This is a genomic window from Enterobacter sp. WI-ESBL-E8, from assembly GCF_053364895.1.
In genome coordinates this window covers 119,407-134,294 of sequence record NZ_JBRWXJ010000001.1, presented here as the reverse complement: position 1 = coordinate 134,294, position 14,888 = coordinate 119,407, and the positions used below count along the sequence as shown (strand labels likewise).

Here is a 14,888-nt window from a genome sequence, read left to right as displayed (position 1 = left end):
TTGGCAGTCGCGGGTTAACGGTGTTTACGGAAGAACCAGTGCGTGCAGTCGACAGGCTCGCCGCTTTTGGGATCGGGGTAATGCTGCAGGAAGGCAAAGCTCGGGCTGAAGCCCAGCCACAGCGCGTTTCTGCTCATTAGCGCAGCCCAGCAGCGGTCGAGGCTGACCTGCTGTTCCGTCGCCTGGCGATAGGCATCCAGCAGCGCATCGTAGTAGCCGGCATTTACCGCATAGGCGCACGCGCAGCCCGCATTAAAGATTCGTGCCACTCCCGGCAGTGACTGGGTTGGCGTGAAGTTTTCATAACGGCCGCCCAGGAGCAGCATCTGCCAGTCCACCTGGTCGAGTCCGTTGAGGAGTTTGTTGACGTTGTGGATCGCGTTCTCTTTTCTGACAAAGCGCAGCTCCACGTCCAGCAGCACGACGTTTTTCCAGCCCTGCTGCTTTGCATGGGAAATCACCTCGGAGTGGGTCGCCCGCTCGGCGGCTTCTGCCGTTTCTGCCCGGGCTTTTGCCACCGGCCAGAGCTGTCCCGCCTCTGCGCCCAGCGCCATCAGGGCTTCACGGCACGCCGGAAGCGGGTCTTCCTGCTGCGGGTCATACAGTACGGCGATTTTCTCAAACGCCGACCAGTTGACCCGGGTCGCGAGCGGCGCGGTGCTCAGGCGACGGTAATGGGCCAGCAGGTTGGGATCGCTGACAAAATCTTCCAGCGTCAGATCGACCGGCGTTGAGCTGTCCAGAATGAAATCTTTATCGTAGGTATTGCTGCTGTGCGAGATGCAGAGGATGGTTCGCTTCGGGTCAATCTGCTGCACCGGCGTCGTAAAGTTATTCAGGAAGCCCACCTCCTCCGCCTTCATCGCCTCATCGTCATAACGATGGTTTTTCAGCAGGTTACGGTGATAGCCAAAGGTGCCGTTGAGCGCGTGACGGGCCCCGAAGGGATGGGTCAGGTAGATTTTATCCAGATGGCTGTACCAGATATAAATCTGGTCGCTGCCGGAAAACAGCGCGCGGTGGGTCTGCATCTGCGCCACCTGATGCGAAATCTTATCCGGCGCGTAATAGTCATCGTCATCGAAGCAGATAATGTACTCACCCGTCGCCAGCGCGTTGAGCCGGTTACGCTTATTGCCCAGCGTCAGCCGCTCCGGGCTGTGGATATACCGCACGTTCGGCTGCGACGGGTCGCTCATCATCTCAATGAGATCGGCATTGCTGGTGGGCGAGTCGTCGAGAATAATCAGCTCACGCCTGTCCGCCGGGTAGTCCTGGTACTGCCAGATATAGAGCAGATAGGGCAAAAACTCGCGGCGGTTGTAGGTCGGACAGATGACGCTGACAAACGGCGTCGGCAGCGGCTGCGTACGCTTCTGGCGTTCCAGCAGGGCGTTCATCAGGGAGGATGTAGTGTTTTTATGTGTGGTCGTCATAGCGTTTATCGTTGGCGAGCGGCGGCCTGCCGTTGGCGAAGCCAGCACTGAACAGAAACAGAATCGGTCATTTTTTGTTCTCGACTGGCTATCTCCATCCGTCGGTCGCTGCGTTTAGCATCCAGCACGATCGCCAGGCTTTTTTCCCGCTTTGCTTCGGCCAGCAGGTTACCCTGGATCTTTTCCGCTTCGAGTGAGGCCAGCGCCTGCTCTTGCTTCTGCCAGTCGATAACCCGCTGAATATTTTGCTTATATTTTGACTGGTTGATCATCATCGCGGCGCTGTTCGCGCTCTGCATCATCGTGTCCGATGCCAGCGTGGTCAGCGCATCAATGTTCTTCTCAAAGCGCTGGCAGAGCTGCTTTTGCGAGGCCAGCTTCAGCGTAAGATCGTCCACGGCGCGGGTGCGCATTTGCTGCAGCTGTTCCAGGGTAGAAATGAGTTTGCTCATGGTCGTTATCCTGCCTGCGCCAGCGCGCGTAAGTCAGTTACGGTGGCCTCAATCAGCGCCGCGTCGTGCACTTCCTGCTGTAAGAAGTGCATGATGGCTGGCGAAAGGCGTACGGCTTTATCCGCCAGCGGATCGGCGCCGGCCACATAGCCACCCAGCGGTATCAGGGGCTTAATATTCTGGTATTCGGCGTACAGCTGTTTCAGGGTGCGCGCGGCCAGCTGATGCTCGCGCGTCGTCACCTGGCTCATGCAGCGGCTGATAGACTGGCCGATGTCGATGGCAGGATAGTGACCGGCCTCCGCCAGGTGGCGCGACAGCACGATGTGGCCGTCGAGCACCGCACGCGCGCAGTCGACGATGGGATCCTGCTGATCGTCACCCTCTGCCAGCACGGTATAAATCGCCGTCATCGAACCGTTACTCCCGCTGTTACCGGCACTCTCCACCAGGCGGGGGATCATGCTGAACGCAGAAGGTGGATAACCTTTGGTCGCGGGCGGTTCCCCCAGCGAAAGGGCAATCTCGCGCTGGGCCATGGCGTAGCGGGTCAGGGAGTCCACCAGCAGCAAAACGTCTTTGCCCTTGTCGCGGTAATAGCTGGCGATGGTGTGGCACAGCTCGGTGGCCTTGATGCGCATCAGGGGTGATTCATCCGCCGGTGCGGCGACAATCACCGATTTCGCCAGGCCCTCGGCCTGCAGCGAATTCTCAATAAACTCTTTAACTTCGCGCCCGCGCTCGCCAATCAGCCCCACGACCACCACCTCGGCCTGGGTGTAGCGGGTAATCATCCCCAGCAGCACGCTTTTACCCACGCCGCTGCCCGCCATCAGCCCCACGCGCTGGCCTTTACCGACGGTCAGCAGGCCGTTAATCGCCCGCACGCCCACGTCCAGCGGCGTCTCCACTGGCTGTCGACGCAGCGGGTGGATCTGCGGCAGCTGCTGCGGCAGCAGCGTGTCGCCGGCCAGTTTGCCCTTATCGTCCAGCGGTTCACCGAGGCCGTTAACGACGCGCCCAAGCCACTGGTCGCCAATCATCACGCCCTCGCTTTTACCGGCGGGAAAAACGCGCGCCCCGGCAATCAGCCCGGACGGCTGTTTAAACGGCATCAGGTAGGTGACCTCACGGTCAAACCCCACCACCTGCGCGTCCATCATCTCTTGATCGATGCTTTCGACGTGGCACAGCTGGCCGATCGCCAGCCGACAGCCCACGCACTCCAGCAGAATGCCGTTCACCCGCACCAGACGCCCGGCGACGCGCGCCAGGTCAATCTCTTCGATGGAGCGTAACGCCTGTTCGAAATCAAGGCTGCTCATGGGTCGCGTCCGGCAGCAGGTTGTCCTTCAGCACCGCCACGCACTGGTCGAACCGGTGCTGACAACCCACATCGATTTCGGTGGTATCGGTGATCACGCGGCATTCCCCCGGCTCCAGCGCCGGATCGGCGCTCAGCCCCCACTCCCGGGCTTTTTCCGGCTCCGCTTCGCTGATGCGGCGGAACTCTTCGCTGTTCAGCACCACGCGGATCTGCTCCGGCGGCTGCGGCAGGCTGGTCAGCGCCTCGTCCACCAGCGCGAGCAGCTGGGTCGGTTGCAGCGCCAGCTCGCAGCGGATCACCTGGCGGGTCACTTTCTCCACCAGCTGCATTAACTCTTCACGGCGACGCTGTTCATAGCTCTCGAGGAAACGCTGAACGTCGGCGGTCATACGTTCAAACGGCGCGGCGGCCTCCAGAAACTGCTGGCGAGCCTGCTGTTTGCCTTCCGCCAGCCCTCTACGCATCCCCTCGTCAAAGCCGAGTCGTGCCCCTTCCTGGTAGCCTTCCTGCTTGCCCTCTTCCATTCCCTGCGCAAAGCCGCGGTTCATACCGTCGCGGAAGCCTTCTTCCATCTGCCGCTGATGCTCACCCGGGTCCTGCATAACCGCTGCATCGCCCTCGGCCGACGCCTGCGATGCCGCCCAGCGTTTGCGTAACGGCGGGAATTTATGCAGACGCGGCTTAACCACCGCCTGGCGTCGGGAGGTCAGCGCCTCCAGCGCGGGGCTCCTTTTCTTGAACATGGTTATTCCACCGTCTGTTCTGCGAAGAGCTGCACCTGGATCTCCCCCTCTTCCACCAGCTGGCGCAGGGTCTGCATAATCTCTTTTCGCACCTGCTCAATACGGCTGACCGGCACAGGCCCCATGCGGCTGGTGGTGCTTTGCAGCAAGGTCACCTGGCGCTTCGGCATCACGTTGAAAATGGCCTGACGCAGCACCGGCTCGGTCCCCTTCAGCGCCACGGCCCACTCTTCGATCGGCACTTCGTCCATCAGGCGCTGCAGCGTTGCTGGCGTCTGGCGGCTGAGAATAAAGAATTCGTACATTTCGTCCTGCAGATCGTCGACAACGCTTTCATCGCGCTCGCGCAGCTGCTCCAGCAGCTGCTGCTGATTGGAGGGAATACGGTTGACGATATTGGCCGCGTGCTTGATGCCCGCCACCTTTGAGCCATGCTCAGAGAGCACCGCGATGCCGCGGTCGATCAGGCGATCCAGCTCGTCGATCACGTCGCGGTTCACGTCGTCCAGGCGGGCGACGCGGTAGATAATTTCATCCTGGCGCTCGCGCGGCAGCACGCTCAGCACGCTGGCGGCAATGTCCGGCGGCAGGAAGGCCAGAAAAACCGCCTGCAGCTGCAGGTGCTCTTGCTCAATCAGCGCGGCCAGCTGGGGAATATCGACCCACTGCAGGCGCGCCATGCGGTAGCGGATCTCATCGCCATAAATACCGTTTATCACGCTGCGGGCAATTTCACCGCCCAGCGCTTTTTCCAGAATGCTGCGCAGGTAGGAGCGCGACGCGCCGTTGATGCCGCTCTGCTCGCTGTAGTCGGAAAAGAAGTTGTTCATCGCCTGGCGCGCGTGGCTGACCTTCACGTCGTGCAGGCGCGCCATGGTTTCGCTAAGCAGCACCACCTCTTCGCGGGTGAGTTTCTGCATCACCTGCGCAGCCGCTTCTTCGCCCACGCTCATCAGCAAGATCGCCGCCTGCTCCAGGCGGCTACGCCCTTTGGCGTTACTGGTCCGGTTTGCTATTGCTTCGGTCATTGCTGTTAATCCATTGTTTCAGAACTTCTGCTACCCGCTCCGTTTCGCTCTGGGCCAGAACCTGGAGATACTCGACTTTGGTTTCCAGGCCAGAGCTTTGCGGCGGCAGCAAATCGTCATTATTGTTGAAGCCCGCTTTCGACAGCGTGGAAAGCCCGTTTTCAGCCACATACGCCTCGTCCGTCAGCAGCGCCGCGTCGTCCTGTGCGACGTCTTTCACGACGCGCTCGCGGCGCCCCATACGCTGAGCCAGCGGGCGGACGCCGAAGAACAGCGTCAGCAGAAGCAGCAGGCCAATACCGCCGTTCTGCCCCCAGTACTGCATATCCGGATCCCTCCACCATTTTTCGGCCAGCGGGCCGTCGCTCTGAGGCGCGCTAAAGGCCAGCACGTCCAGCGTTAACGCATCACCGCGCTGTTTATCGATCCCGGCGGCGCTTTCCACCAGGCGGGTAATAGAGGTCAACTGTTCGGGGGTGATTTTTGCCAGCGCGGGGGCGGTCTGATTAAGCGCCACGGCCACGCTCAGCTTCTCCAGCTTATAACCGGGATAGCGGATATGACGGATATCGCGGTCGAACGCATACTTGCGCTGCTCCTGGCTGCGGTTGCTCAGGGAGCGAGGATCGCCGGTGGTCGTGCTGGTGTTAGCCGCGGCGGCAGGCGCTGCCTGGCCGGTGGCCTGAGCTGCGGCCGCCTGCGGGTTCTGATTCACCGGGCGGTTGCTTAACGAGCCGGGAATACCAAACGCCATTTCGTTGGTGCTGTTTTCCTGGCTTATCTGCTCGTCGCTCACGCGCGGGTCTTTGCCCAGCCGCTCCTGCGTCTCCTCCACGCGGCTTAAGTCCACGGTCGGCGCAACGCTGATGCGGAAGTTCCCCTCGCCCACCAGGGAGGTCAGCAGCGTGGTGATGTTCTTGCGGGTATCTTCGCGAATGCGCTGCACGACGTCGTTGCCGGCGCGCGACCCCGTGAGTTTTCCATCCGGGCCTTCAATACCGTCTGAAAGCAGGTTGCCCGCCTGATCGACCACGCGAACGCTGCCGGGGGCCATGCCCGGCACCGAACCGGAAACCAGCTGCACGATAGAGGCCACCTGCTGGTCATCCAGCCGTTTGCCGTAGCGCAACTGCACGATCACCGACGCGCTGCTGCTCGGTTTGTTGGTCAGGACGAACGAGCTGGACTCGCTCAGGCCAAGATGCACGCGGGCGTGCTCCACGGGATCCAGCGCCATGATGCTTTTCGCCAGCTCGCCTTCCAGGCTGCGCTTGTAGCGCACGTTCTGGATGAACTGGCTGCTGCCGAGCATCTCTTCTTTATCCATCAGCTCGTAGCCGTCCGGCGTCGCGGCGCTGATGCCTTTTGCCGCCAGCGCCATGCGTGCCTGCGGTAGTTTGCTTTCGCTGACCAGAATCTGGCCGTTATCGGGGTTAACGCGGTAGGCAATATTTTCCGCGCCCAGTACCTCCACCACCTGTGAAACCGGGATCTGTTCCTGGGTGCCGTAAAGGGCAACGTAACCCTGATTGTGGTTCCACAGCGAGGCGACGATCCCGAGCGCCAGCGCCGCGCCGCCGGCAATCGCCAGCAGTTTGCGGTTGTTGACGCCAGAGGGCAGAGAGAGCGCGGGGAGACGAGCTTTGATTTTGTTTAACACGGTACAAACCTTACAGCGAAATATTCATCACTTCGTCCAGCGCGCTATTGAGCTTATTGCGCACCTGCATCATGGCCGAAAAGGCCACGCTGGCTTTCTGGCTCTCAATCATGGCACCGGCTAAATCGTCGCTTTGTCCCATATCGATCGCGGTTTGCTTTGCGCTGGCGCTGTGCTGCAACGCATCGACGTTGTCGATAGCGCTGTTCAGCACGCGCGAGAAAGAGACCGGATCCGTACGGGTAAACGCGTCATTCGCTGGCGCTATCGTCGGGGAGAGGTTTACCGCACCGGCAGACGCCAGCGAGGCCGTGCGCTGCATACGTTCCAGCAGCGCCTGTTGCGCGGTGTTAATACCTGCGGCAGCTATTTTGTCCATGATTTGTTCCTTCTTGCCTCAGGAATAACATTCAATATCAATGCCTTCGTCGCGCATCGACGCAAGGCGATAGCGCAGCGCGCGAGGGGTAATGCCCAGGAACGCCGCCGTTTTCGATTTGTTGCCTTTATGGCGTTTTAACAGGTCGATGATGTACTGGTACTCCGCCATGCGGCCATGCAGCTTGACGTCGCGAATGGCCGAGCTGCTGTCCTGCTCCCGGTAGGCGGGCATCATGCCGACTGCCGGGTTTTCCGGCAGCGGTACGCGCGCTACCAGGCCAAGATCGGCGGCTTTGATTTCGTCACCGTTGCCGAGGATCATGCCCCGCTGAATTACGTTCTCCAGCTCACGCACGTTGCCCGGCCAGTCATAGCTCAGCAGCGCGTTACGGGCGTCGTCGCTCAGACGCACGTCGCCTTTGTGAAAGGCGCGGTATTTCGCAATAAATTGCTGAACCAGCGGCAAAATATCCTGCTTGCGCTCGCGCAGCGGCGTGATATGAATAGGCACCACGGAAATACGGTAAAACAGATCCTGGCGAAAACGCCCTTCCGCAATTTCCTGCTGCAGATCTTTATTCGTCGAGGCAATCAGACGAATATCGAGCGGAATACGCTTGTGGCTTCCCAGTCGTTCGACTTCCTGCTCCTGCAAGACGCGTAATAATTTTGCCTGCAGTGACAGCGGCATATCGCCAATTTCATCCAGTAGTAACGTTCCGCCGTTGGCCTGCTCAAATTTTCCGGCCACGCTGGCGACCGCACCGGTAAATGCCCCTTTTTCGTAGCCAAATAAAATGGCTTCCAGCATGCTTTCCGGGATCGCCGCACAATTAACGCCAACATACGGCGCACCGCGGGTGCAGGCATGTTCATGAATATATTTAGCAATACACTCTTTTCCTGTTCCCGTCTCGCCGGTGACCAATACTGATACATTATATTTAGCAACGCGGCGGGCTAATGACATCACACCCACGCTGGCAGGGGAGGCGGCAATAAAGCCCTCTCCATTACGGTCTTCACGTTCAATGATAATGCTCATGCTGGAGTACCATTAAAAGAACTAAAAAAGAATAACTCGCTACATCTTTATTAACACCCACGACCGTTTATCCATTGTCTGCTGGATAATGGAAAACGTTTAAATAATGTTAATAAAGATTAAAACCTAATTTATTATCACGAGGAAAGGATTCTTCCTGGAAAATATGTTGCCTAGTATACGTATCGTCTAAGAATTGTCTTATCTTTAATGCATATTAAAACATCAATTCTTATAATTCAGTCAGTTATCGTAGTTATTAATCAGATTTTTGCCGGAGAAATAATCGATTAATAACCGTCAGCGTCTTGCATTAAAAAGAAGAGAAAGGTCTAATCCTCAGCCTGAATAAAAAGGCATTTGGCTTTCGACAGGCAACGATCCTTCGATGCCAGTGATAAGCGTCACAACGTTTTCAAAACTCAAATGCGTGCAGAAAAATTTTCGTGATGAGTCGCAACGGTCGTCATCCTCGCGTTATTGTCACACCAGGAATTGTTATTAAAGCGGAATAATCATGTACCCTGCTTCAGAACGAATCAGAATCCACCAGCAGAATAACCTTCCTGAACTGGTAAAACTTGATGTCAGTAAACTCGGTCGCCCATGGCATAAGCTACCTAAATTAATGAATGATAGCTTTGATATCCTGGATGCACGCCTGAGCATTTACTTTCTGAAAAAATTACGGGTCAACGCCGCGTTAGAATCCATGACGTTTGTCATTGATAAGCATTATAAGAATGCGCAAATATTCTCTACGCCTTACGGGAATATTGGTTTTGTTATTGACCGTATTTTATTACTCAACGTCCTACATGATTATTATGGGCTGAGTAAAGACACCAACCATATAGCGCCTGATGAATCTTTACCGGTAACCAAAACGGAAGAGCGCCTTAAAAGCAAGCTGGGGCAAGAACTCACGTCGCTGATTATTTGCAAAGAAACGTTTGGCGAGGAGCTGGATATCAGGGTTGATTATTCCTCGGTCATTAATCAGTGGGTCTGGGGCATCACCTTTACCCTGGCCGGGTATAGCCACGGCAGTTTCACCGTGCTGCTCGACAATCATCATGTCGACCAGATGCTGGCGACGCTGCGCGCGCCGGACGGCAGCGCTCGGGCCGTTGAGCAGAGCATGAGCTTAAGCCCGGCGCAGATTGAACGCCTGTTCGACAGCCTGCCGCTGAAGCTGACCGGCCGCCTCGCCAGCCTTAACCTGACCGTTGCCCAGATTGCCGACATCAAACCCGGGGACATCATTCCCATCGCGTTAAATGAACCGGTACCGGTGTTTATCGGTAAAGAACAGATTTTTGAAGCCGCAATCGCCGAAGATCGCAGCAAGCTTTTCTTATGCGATATCCACGACAAGACAACCGAGAAGTAATATGAGTGATTTGCAACATGAGCTGAGCCAGTCTCTGGATCTGGACGACCTGAACCTGAGCGATATGCCGCAGGAAGAGACCGTTGAAGGCAATATCCGCCTCGATATGCAGCCTGAAATTCGTCATGCGCCGCAAACCGACGAACGCCGCATGGCGCTGTTCAGCCGTATTCCGGTGACGCTGACCCTGGAAGTGTCCTCCGTGGATATCTCGCTGGCCGAGCTGATGTCGGTAAACAGCGATTCCGTGATTGAGCTGGACAAAATGGCCGGCGAGCCGCTGGATATCAAAGTGAACGGCATTCCCTTCGGCAAAGCGGAAGTGGTCGTCCTGAACGACAAATACGGCCTGCGCATTATCGAGTTCAACGCAAAAGAACTGGGCGAGCTCACCCGATGAACCGCACGTTTTACCGCAGCGGCTGCTCGCTGCTGCTTTTGGCCAGCCTGCTGTTTGCCCCGTCGGTACTGGCGGCGAACGGTGACATTACGCTGTTCAGCACCACGGCGAACGGCGCCGGGCAGGATTACAACGTCAAAATTGAAATCCTGATCCTGATGACCCTGCTCGGCCTGCTGCCGATCATGGTGCTGATGATGACCTGTTTCACCCGCTTTATCATCGTACTGGCGATCCTGCGCCAGGCGCTGGGCCTGCAGCAGAGTCCACCCAACAAAATCCTTACCGGCATTGCGCTGGCGCTAACGCTGCTGGTGATGCGTCCGGTATGGACAACGATTTATGCCGACGCCGTCGAGCCGTTCCAGAGTGACCAGATCACCCTGAAACAGGCGCTGGTCAACGCCGAAGCGCCGCTGAAAAAGTACATGCTGGCGCAAACCAACACTAAAGCGTTGGCGCAGGTCATGACCATCGCCGGGGTGGAAGGCGATGCCCGCGAGCAGGATCTGACCATCGTCACCCCGGCCTATCTGCTGAGCGAGCTAAAAACAGCCTTCCAGATTGGCTTTATGATCTACATCCCCTTCCTGGTGATCGACCTGATTGTCGCCAGTATTCTGATGGCAATGGGGATGATGATGCTGTCGCCACTCATCGTCTCGCTGCCGTTTAAACTGATGCTGTTCGTGCTGTGCGACGGCTGGACGCTGATCGTTGGTACGCTCACCTCCAGCGTGCAGGGATTGTAGCGATGATGAACATGGACACGGCGGGCGACATCATGGCCTCCGGTATTCATCTGGTGCTGGTGATCTCCGCCGTGGCGATTATCCCCAGCCTTATCGTCGGCCTGTGCGTCAGTATTTTCCAGGCCACCACGCAGATTAACGAACAGACGCTGAGCTTCCTGCCGCGCCTGGTCGTGACGCTGGGCGTACTGATATTCGCCGGAAAATGGATGCTGACGCAGTTGGTGGATTTCACCGTCCAGATTTTTCATCAGGCGGCGGCACTGGTGGGCTAAGGCGTCATGGGAATCGATATTCAGGCGCTGTGGACGCCGGTCATGGCACTGGTGCTGCCCTTCTTCCGCATCCTCGCCTTTTTACAGTTTGCGCCGGTGCTCGATAACCGCGTCTTTTCCCGGCGCATCAAAATCGGCACCGCGCTGGCGCTGGCCATCATCATTACGCCGATGCTGCCGCATAACGTGGTACTTAACGAACTGATTTCCCTGCGCAGTATTTTGCTGATTGGTGAACAGCTGCTGTGGGGGTTTATCTTCGCCACCGCGCTGCAGCTGGTGTTCGTCGCGCTGCAAACGGCCGGGCATATTCTGTCGATGAACATGGGGCTCGGGATGGCGATGATGAACGACCCGGTCAACGGCAGCTCCACTACGGTTATCTCTCAGATTATCTATATCTTCTGCGGCCTGCTGTTTTTCATTATGGACGGGCATTTGCTGCTGGTGACCATTCTGTTCAAGGGTTTCAGCTACTGGCCCATCGGGCAGGCCATTAACCAGCCGTCGCTCATGCTGGTCGTTCAGGGTCTGGGCTGGATTATGGCCTCCGCAACGCTGATTGCGCTGCCGACCACATTCGTGATGCTGATCGTTCAGGGCGGCTTCGGCCTGCTTAACCGGGTCTCCCCGACGCTGAATCTGTTCTCGCTCGGGTTCCCTATCAGCATGCTGTTTGGGCTGCTGTGTATTTCAATGCTGGTGACCAACATTCCGGATCACTACCTCAATCTGACCAATGAAATCCTGGCGAAACTTGACGCCATAAGGGTGCAGTGATGGCCTCCAGCGGCGATAAAAGCGAAAAACCCACCCCCGGGAAGCTGCGCAAAGCGCGGGAAAAGGGGGATATCCCACGTTCAAAAGATCTGACCATGGCCGTCGGGCTGGTGGCGTCCTTTTTCACTCTGGCGACGTTTTTGCCCTATTACCGGCAGCTGATCGGCGAGTCGTTCGCCGCCGCCGGCACGATGGCGCAGGACCTTGATAACCCCACCATTCTGAACCAGTTCCTGATGCTCAACCTGAGCGTGCTGCTGCGCTTTATCGCTACGTTAACCCCGATTCCCCTGGCCTGCATCATGGCCAGCCTGGTGCCGGGCGGCTGGATATTTACCCCGACGAAGCTCAAGCCGGACTTTAAAAAGCTCAGCCCGATAAGCGGCATCAAACGCGTTTTTTCCGCCAGCCATTACACGGAAGTCGGCAAAATGCTGCTCAAATGCGCGACCATCCTCGCCGTGCTTTACACGATGGTACATAGCCAGATGGGCGATCTTCTGCACCTGCAGCGGCTCTACCTGAACCAGGCGATTACGCACGGTTTTTCTATTTTCCATCACGTTGTCAGCTACTTCGTCGCCGTTATCGTTATTTTCGCCCTGCTTGACGTGCCGCTGAGCAAGTTTATGTTCACCAAAAAGATGCGCATGACCAAGCAGGAGGTGAAAGAAGAGTACAAAAACAACGACGGTAATCCGCAGATTAAAGGGCGCATTCGCCAGCTACAGCGCCAGATGGCGATGGGGCAGATCTCGCGAACCGTACCCACCGCCGACGTCATCATCACTAACCCAACCCACTACGCGGTGGCGCTGAAGTACGACCCGCAGAAGGCGGAAGCACCGTATATCGTTGCGAAAGGCATAGACGACGTGGCGCTGTGGATCCGTGAAGTGGGCGCCAGCCACAGCATCGAAGTGGTGGAATTCCCGCCGCTGGCGCGCGCGGTGTACTACACCACCCGCGTTAATCAACAAATTCCGGCGCAGCTGTTTCGCGCCATCGCTCACGTGCTGACCTACGTCATGCAGCTCAAATCCTGGCGCGAAGGTCGCGTTGAGCAAAAACCCCGCCTGAACAGGCACATTGATATTCCTCAAGAGGTATTAAAAGCCAATGGCGAACAGTAAGTTGCACAACGTGCTGGGCGTGCTCCGCAAGGGGCAAGTTGCGGTACCTGTCCTGCTTCTCTGCGTGCTGGCGATGGTTATCCTACCGCTGTCGCCGCTGATGCTGGACATCCTGTTTACATTCAATATCGTGTTGGCGGTCATCGTGCTGCTGGTGGCGGTAAACATGCAGCGTCCGCTGGATTTTGCCGTTTTCCCGACCCTGCTGCTGATCACCACGCTGATGCGCCTGACGCTGAACGTGGCCTCGACGCGCGTCGTGTTGCTGAACGGTCATCTGGGTGAGGGGGCAGCCGGTAAGGTCATTGAAGCCTTCGGCCAGGTGGTGATCGGCGGCGACTTCGTCGTCGGCTTCGTGGTGTTTATCATCCTGATGATCATTAACTTTGTGGTGGTCACCAAAGGGGCGGAACGTATTTCAGAAGTCTCCGCGCGCTTTACGCTGGACGCGCTGCCGGGCAAGCAGATGGCGATCGACGCCGATATGAATGCGGGGCTCATCAATCAGCAACAGGCGCGCGCGCGTCGTCAGGAAGTAGCGAAGGAAGCAGACTTCTACGGCGCGATGGACGGTGCCTCAAAGTTTGTGCGCGGCGACGCCATCGCCGGCATCATGGTGCTGATCATCAACGTGATTGGCGGTATCTGTATCGGCATCTTTAAATACGATCTGGATGCCAGCCACGCGTTTCGCCAGTACGTATTGCTGACGATTGGTGACGGCCTGGTCGCCCAGATCCCGTCGCTGCTGCTGGCCACCGCCGCCGCCATCATCGTTACCCGCGTCAGTGAAGGTAACGACATCAGCGACGAAATTAAAAGCCAGCTGCTGTCCAAACCGAGGGTGCTGTACACTGCCGCATTCGTGATGTTTATCCTCGCGATCGTGCCGGGTATGCCGCACATTGCCTTCCTGAGCTTTACCGCTCTGCTGCTGTTTGCCGCCTGGCGACAAAGCAAGGCGGTGCAGCCTGCGCCGCAAGAGACGGACATGGAGGCCATCAACGACGCGCTGGCACCTGACGCCAACCCGCCGATTACCTGGGACAGCATTCCGCTGGTAGAGCCGATAGGCCTGAACCTGGGCTATAAGCTGGTCTCCATGGTTGATGAATCACGGGGCAGCCCGCTGTCGCTGCGCGTGCGCGGGGTGCGCCAGGTAATCTCTGAGCTATGCGGCGTGCTATTGCCTGAAATTCGCATTCGCGAGAACTTCCGCCTCAAGCCCGCGCAGTACGCCATTCATATCAACGGCATCCGCACGGCGCTGGGGGACGTTAACGCCGACAAGCTGATGGCAATCCCCGGCACCGAGCTGTACGGTGAAATCGACGGGGTGCTGGACACCGACCCCGCCTACGGGATGGCGATCGTATGGATTGACCCGGAGCAGAAAGCGAAGGCGCTGAACCTTGGCTATCAGGTGGTGGATTGCGCCAGCGTGGTGGCGACCCATATTAATAAAGTCGCCCGCGAACATCTGCCGGAGCTGTTTAACTACGACGACATTACCCATCTTCATGCCCGCCTGGCACAGCAGGCACCGAAGCTGGCAGAAGATTTAAGCGCCGCGCTCAACTACAGCCAGCTGCTGCGGGTTTACCGTCAGCTGCTGCTGGAGCAGGTGTCGCTCAAGGATATCGTCACCATCGCGTCAACGCTGCTTGAAAGTTCGGCGGTGACAAAAGATCCGATACTGCTCACCTCAGATGTGCGCTACGCGCTGCGTCGCGCTATCGTCCACAGCATCAACGGCGATCGTCCGCAGCTGGCGGCCTACACCATCGATAGCCAGCTGGAAAATATGCTGCTGAACGCGCTCAACCAGGCGCAGCAGGCAGGAAAAGTGGCGCTGGACAGCTTCCCGGTTGACCCGAATATCCTGACCCAGCTGCAAAATACGATGCCGATGATTTATGAGCAGATGAAAGCGAAAGGCTTGCCGCCGCTGCTGCTGGTCACGCCGCAGCTGCGGCCGGTCATCTCGCGCTACGGAAGGCTGTTCGCCAGCGGACTACACGTGCTTTCCTACAATGAAGTGCCGGATGATGCCGATCTTAACGTGGTGGGCACGCTCGCCTGA

At 57.6% G+C, this 14,888-nt stretch carries 15 protein-coding genes; 7 read left to right on the top strand and 8 right to left on the bottom strand.

All coding sequences use genetic code 11. The annotated features are described in order from the left end of the window. Positions 1-14 precede the first annotated feature (14 nt). From ACWHWP_RS00630 to ACWHWP_RS00595, 8 genes are read right to left on the bottom strand one after another with little or no spacing between them, the layout of a single operon-like run. A complete protein-coding gene (locus ACWHWP_RS00630; RefSeq protein WP_447854895.1) occupies positions 15-1,436 on the bottom strand; it encodes a glycosyltransferase family 2 protein in 1,422 nt (473 codons plus the stop codon). A gap of 5 nt (positions 1,437-1,441) precedes the next feature. Beyond that, positions 1,442-1,888 (bottom strand): flagellar export protein FliJ, encoded by a 447-nt coding sequence (fliJ, locus tag ACWHWP_RS00625; protein ID WP_447854894.1) that lies wholly within the window; start codon positions 1,886-1,888, stop codon positions 1,442-1,444. Positions 1,889-1,893: 5 nt separating this feature from the next. Then, entirely contained in the window at positions 1,894-3,213 is a 1,320-nt protein-coding gene (fliI, locus tag ACWHWP_RS00620; protein ID WP_063430828.1) for a flagellar protein export ATPase FliI, read from the bottom strand. Then, on the bottom strand, positions 3,200-3,958 hold the full coding sequence (fliH, locus tag ACWHWP_RS00615) for a flagellar assembly protein FliH (protein ID WP_447854892.1): 759 nt from the start codon (positions 3,956-3,958) through the stop codon (positions 3,200-3,202). The genes fliI and fliH overlap by 14 nt, the downstream gene beginning before the upstream one ends. Before the next feature lie 2 nt (positions 3,959-3,960). Further along, entirely contained in the window at positions 3,961-4,986 is a 1,026-nt protein-coding gene (locus ACWHWP_RS00610; protein ID WP_047347528.1) for a flagellar motor switch protein FliG, read from the bottom strand. Continuing rightward, positions 4,955-6,646 (bottom strand): flagellar basal-body MS-ring/collar protein FliF, encoded by a 1,692-nt coding sequence (gene fliF, locus ACWHWP_RS00605; protein ID WP_447854891.1) that lies wholly within the window; start codon positions 6,644-6,646, stop codon positions 4,955-4,957. The genes ACWHWP_RS00610 and fliF overlap by 32 nt, the downstream gene beginning before the upstream one ends. Positions 6,647-6,656: 10 nt before the next feature. Then, entirely contained in the window at positions 6,657-7,025 is a 369-nt protein-coding gene (gene fliE, locus ACWHWP_RS00600; protein WP_429055386.1) for a flagellar hook-basal body complex protein FliE, read from the bottom strand. Positions 7,026-7,043: 18 nt separating this feature from the next. Further along, the gene (locus ACWHWP_RS00595) at positions 7,044-8,072 is read right to left on the bottom strand and encodes a sigma-54 interaction domain-containing protein (RefSeq protein WP_063957937.1); all 1,029 of its coding nucleotides are present in this window, start codon (positions 8,070-8,072) and stop codon (positions 7,044-7,046) included. Positions 8,073-8,700: 628 nt separating this feature from the next. Here ACWHWP_RS00595 and ACWHWP_RS00590 point away from each other — a divergent pair. Genes ACWHWP_RS00590 through ACWHWP_RS00560 form a run of 7 tightly spaced genes read left to right on the top strand, consistent with a single transcriptional unit; the run spans position 8,701 to position 14,888 of the window. Further along, a complete protein-coding gene (locus tag ACWHWP_RS00590; protein ID WP_235836456.1) occupies positions 8,701-9,465 on the top strand; it encodes a FliM/FliN family flagellar motor switch protein in 765 nt (254 codons plus the stop codon). Between the two features lies 1 nt (position 9,466). After that, complete coding sequence (gene fliN, locus ACWHWP_RS00585; protein ID WP_047347523.1) at positions 9,467-9,865, top strand: flagellar motor switch protein FliN; 399 nt, start codon at positions 9,467-9,469, stop codon at positions 9,863-9,865. Continuing rightward, positions 9,862-10,617 (top strand): flagellar type III secretion system pore protein FliP, encoded by a 756-nt coding sequence (gene fliP / locus ACWHWP_RS00580; RefSeq protein WP_447854890.1) that lies wholly within the window; start codon positions 9,862-9,864, stop codon positions 10,615-10,617. Before fliN ends, fliP begins: the two co-directional genes overlap by 4 nt. A 2-nt stretch (positions 10,618-10,619) precedes the next feature. After that, on the top strand, positions 10,620-10,892 hold the full coding sequence (gene fliQ, locus ACWHWP_RS00575) for a flagellar biosynthesis protein FliQ (RefSeq protein WP_047347521.1): 273 nt from the start codon (positions 10,620-10,622) through the stop codon (positions 10,890-10,892). Between the two features lie 6 nt (positions 10,893-10,898). After that, the gene (fliR, locus tag ACWHWP_RS00570) at positions 10,899-11,672 is read left to right on the top strand and encodes a flagellar biosynthetic protein FliR (protein ID WP_063957939.1); all 774 of its coding nucleotides are present in this window, start codon (positions 10,899-10,901) and stop codon (positions 11,670-11,672) included. Then, positions 11,669-12,805, top strand: coding sequence for a flagellar biosynthesis protein FlhB (flhB, locus tag ACWHWP_RS00565; protein WP_447854889.1), 1,137 nt, complete (start codon positions 11,669-11,671; stop codon positions 12,803-12,805). Before fliR ends, flhB begins: the two co-directional genes overlap by 4 nt. Next, the gene (locus ACWHWP_RS00560) at positions 12,792-14,888 is read left to right on the top strand and encodes a flagellar biosynthesis protein FlhA (protein WP_059310329.1); all 2,097 of its coding nucleotides are present in this window, start codon (positions 12,792-12,794) and stop codon (positions 14,886-14,888) included. Before flhB ends, ACWHWP_RS00560 begins: the two co-directional genes overlap by 14 nt.

Bases quoted from the DNA above. Each gene is read 5' to 3' on its own strand.
- ACWHWP_RS00610 (WP_047347528.1), bottom strand. From the start codon at position 4,986: ATGACCGAAGCAATAGCAAACCGGACCAGTAACGCCAAAGGGCGTAGC.
- ACWHWP_RS00560 (WP_059310329.1), top strand. From the start codon at position 12,792: ATGGCGAACAGTAAGTTGCACAACGTGCTGGGCGTGCTCCGCAAGGGG.
- fliP (WP_447854890.1), top strand. From the start codon at position 9,862: ATGAACCGCACGTTTTACCGCAGCGGCTGCTCGCTGCTGCTTTTGGCC.
- fliH (WP_447854892.1), bottom strand. From the start codon at position 3,958: ATGTTCAAGAAAAGGAGCCCCGCGCTGGAGGCGCTGACCTCCCGACGC.
- ACWHWP_RS00595 (WP_063957937.1), bottom strand. From the start codon at position 8,072: ATGAGCATTATCATTGAACGTGAAGACCGTAATGGAGAGGGCTTTATT.
- fliQ (WP_047347521.1), top strand. From the start codon at position 10,620: ATGATGAACATGGACACGGCGGGCGACATCATGGCCTCCGGTATTCAT.
- ACWHWP_RS00630 (WP_447854895.1), bottom strand. From the start codon at position 1,436: ATGACGACCACACATAAAAACACTACATCCTCCCTGATGAACGCCCTG.
- fliE (WP_429055386.1), bottom strand. From the start codon at position 7,025: ATGGACAAAATAGCTGCCGCAGGTATTAACACCGCGCAACAGGCGCTG.
- ACWHWP_RS00590 (WP_235836456.1), top strand. From the start codon at position 8,701: ATGAATGATAGCTTTGATATCCTGGATGCACGCCTGAGCATTTACTTT.
- fliR (WP_063957939.1), top strand. From the start codon at position 10,899: ATGGGAATCGATATTCAGGCGCTGTGGACGCCGGTCATGGCACTGGTG.
- fliI (WP_063430828.1), bottom strand. From the start codon at position 3,213: ATGAGCAGCCTTGATTTCGAACAGGCGTTACGCTCCATCGAAGAGATT.
- fliN (WP_047347523.1), top strand. From the start codon at position 9,467: ATGAGTGATTTGCAACATGAGCTGAGCCAGTCTCTGGATCTGGACGAC.
- fliJ (WP_447854894.1), bottom strand. From the start codon at position 1,888: ATGAGCAAACTCATTTCTACCCTGGAACAGCTGCAGCAAATGCGCACC.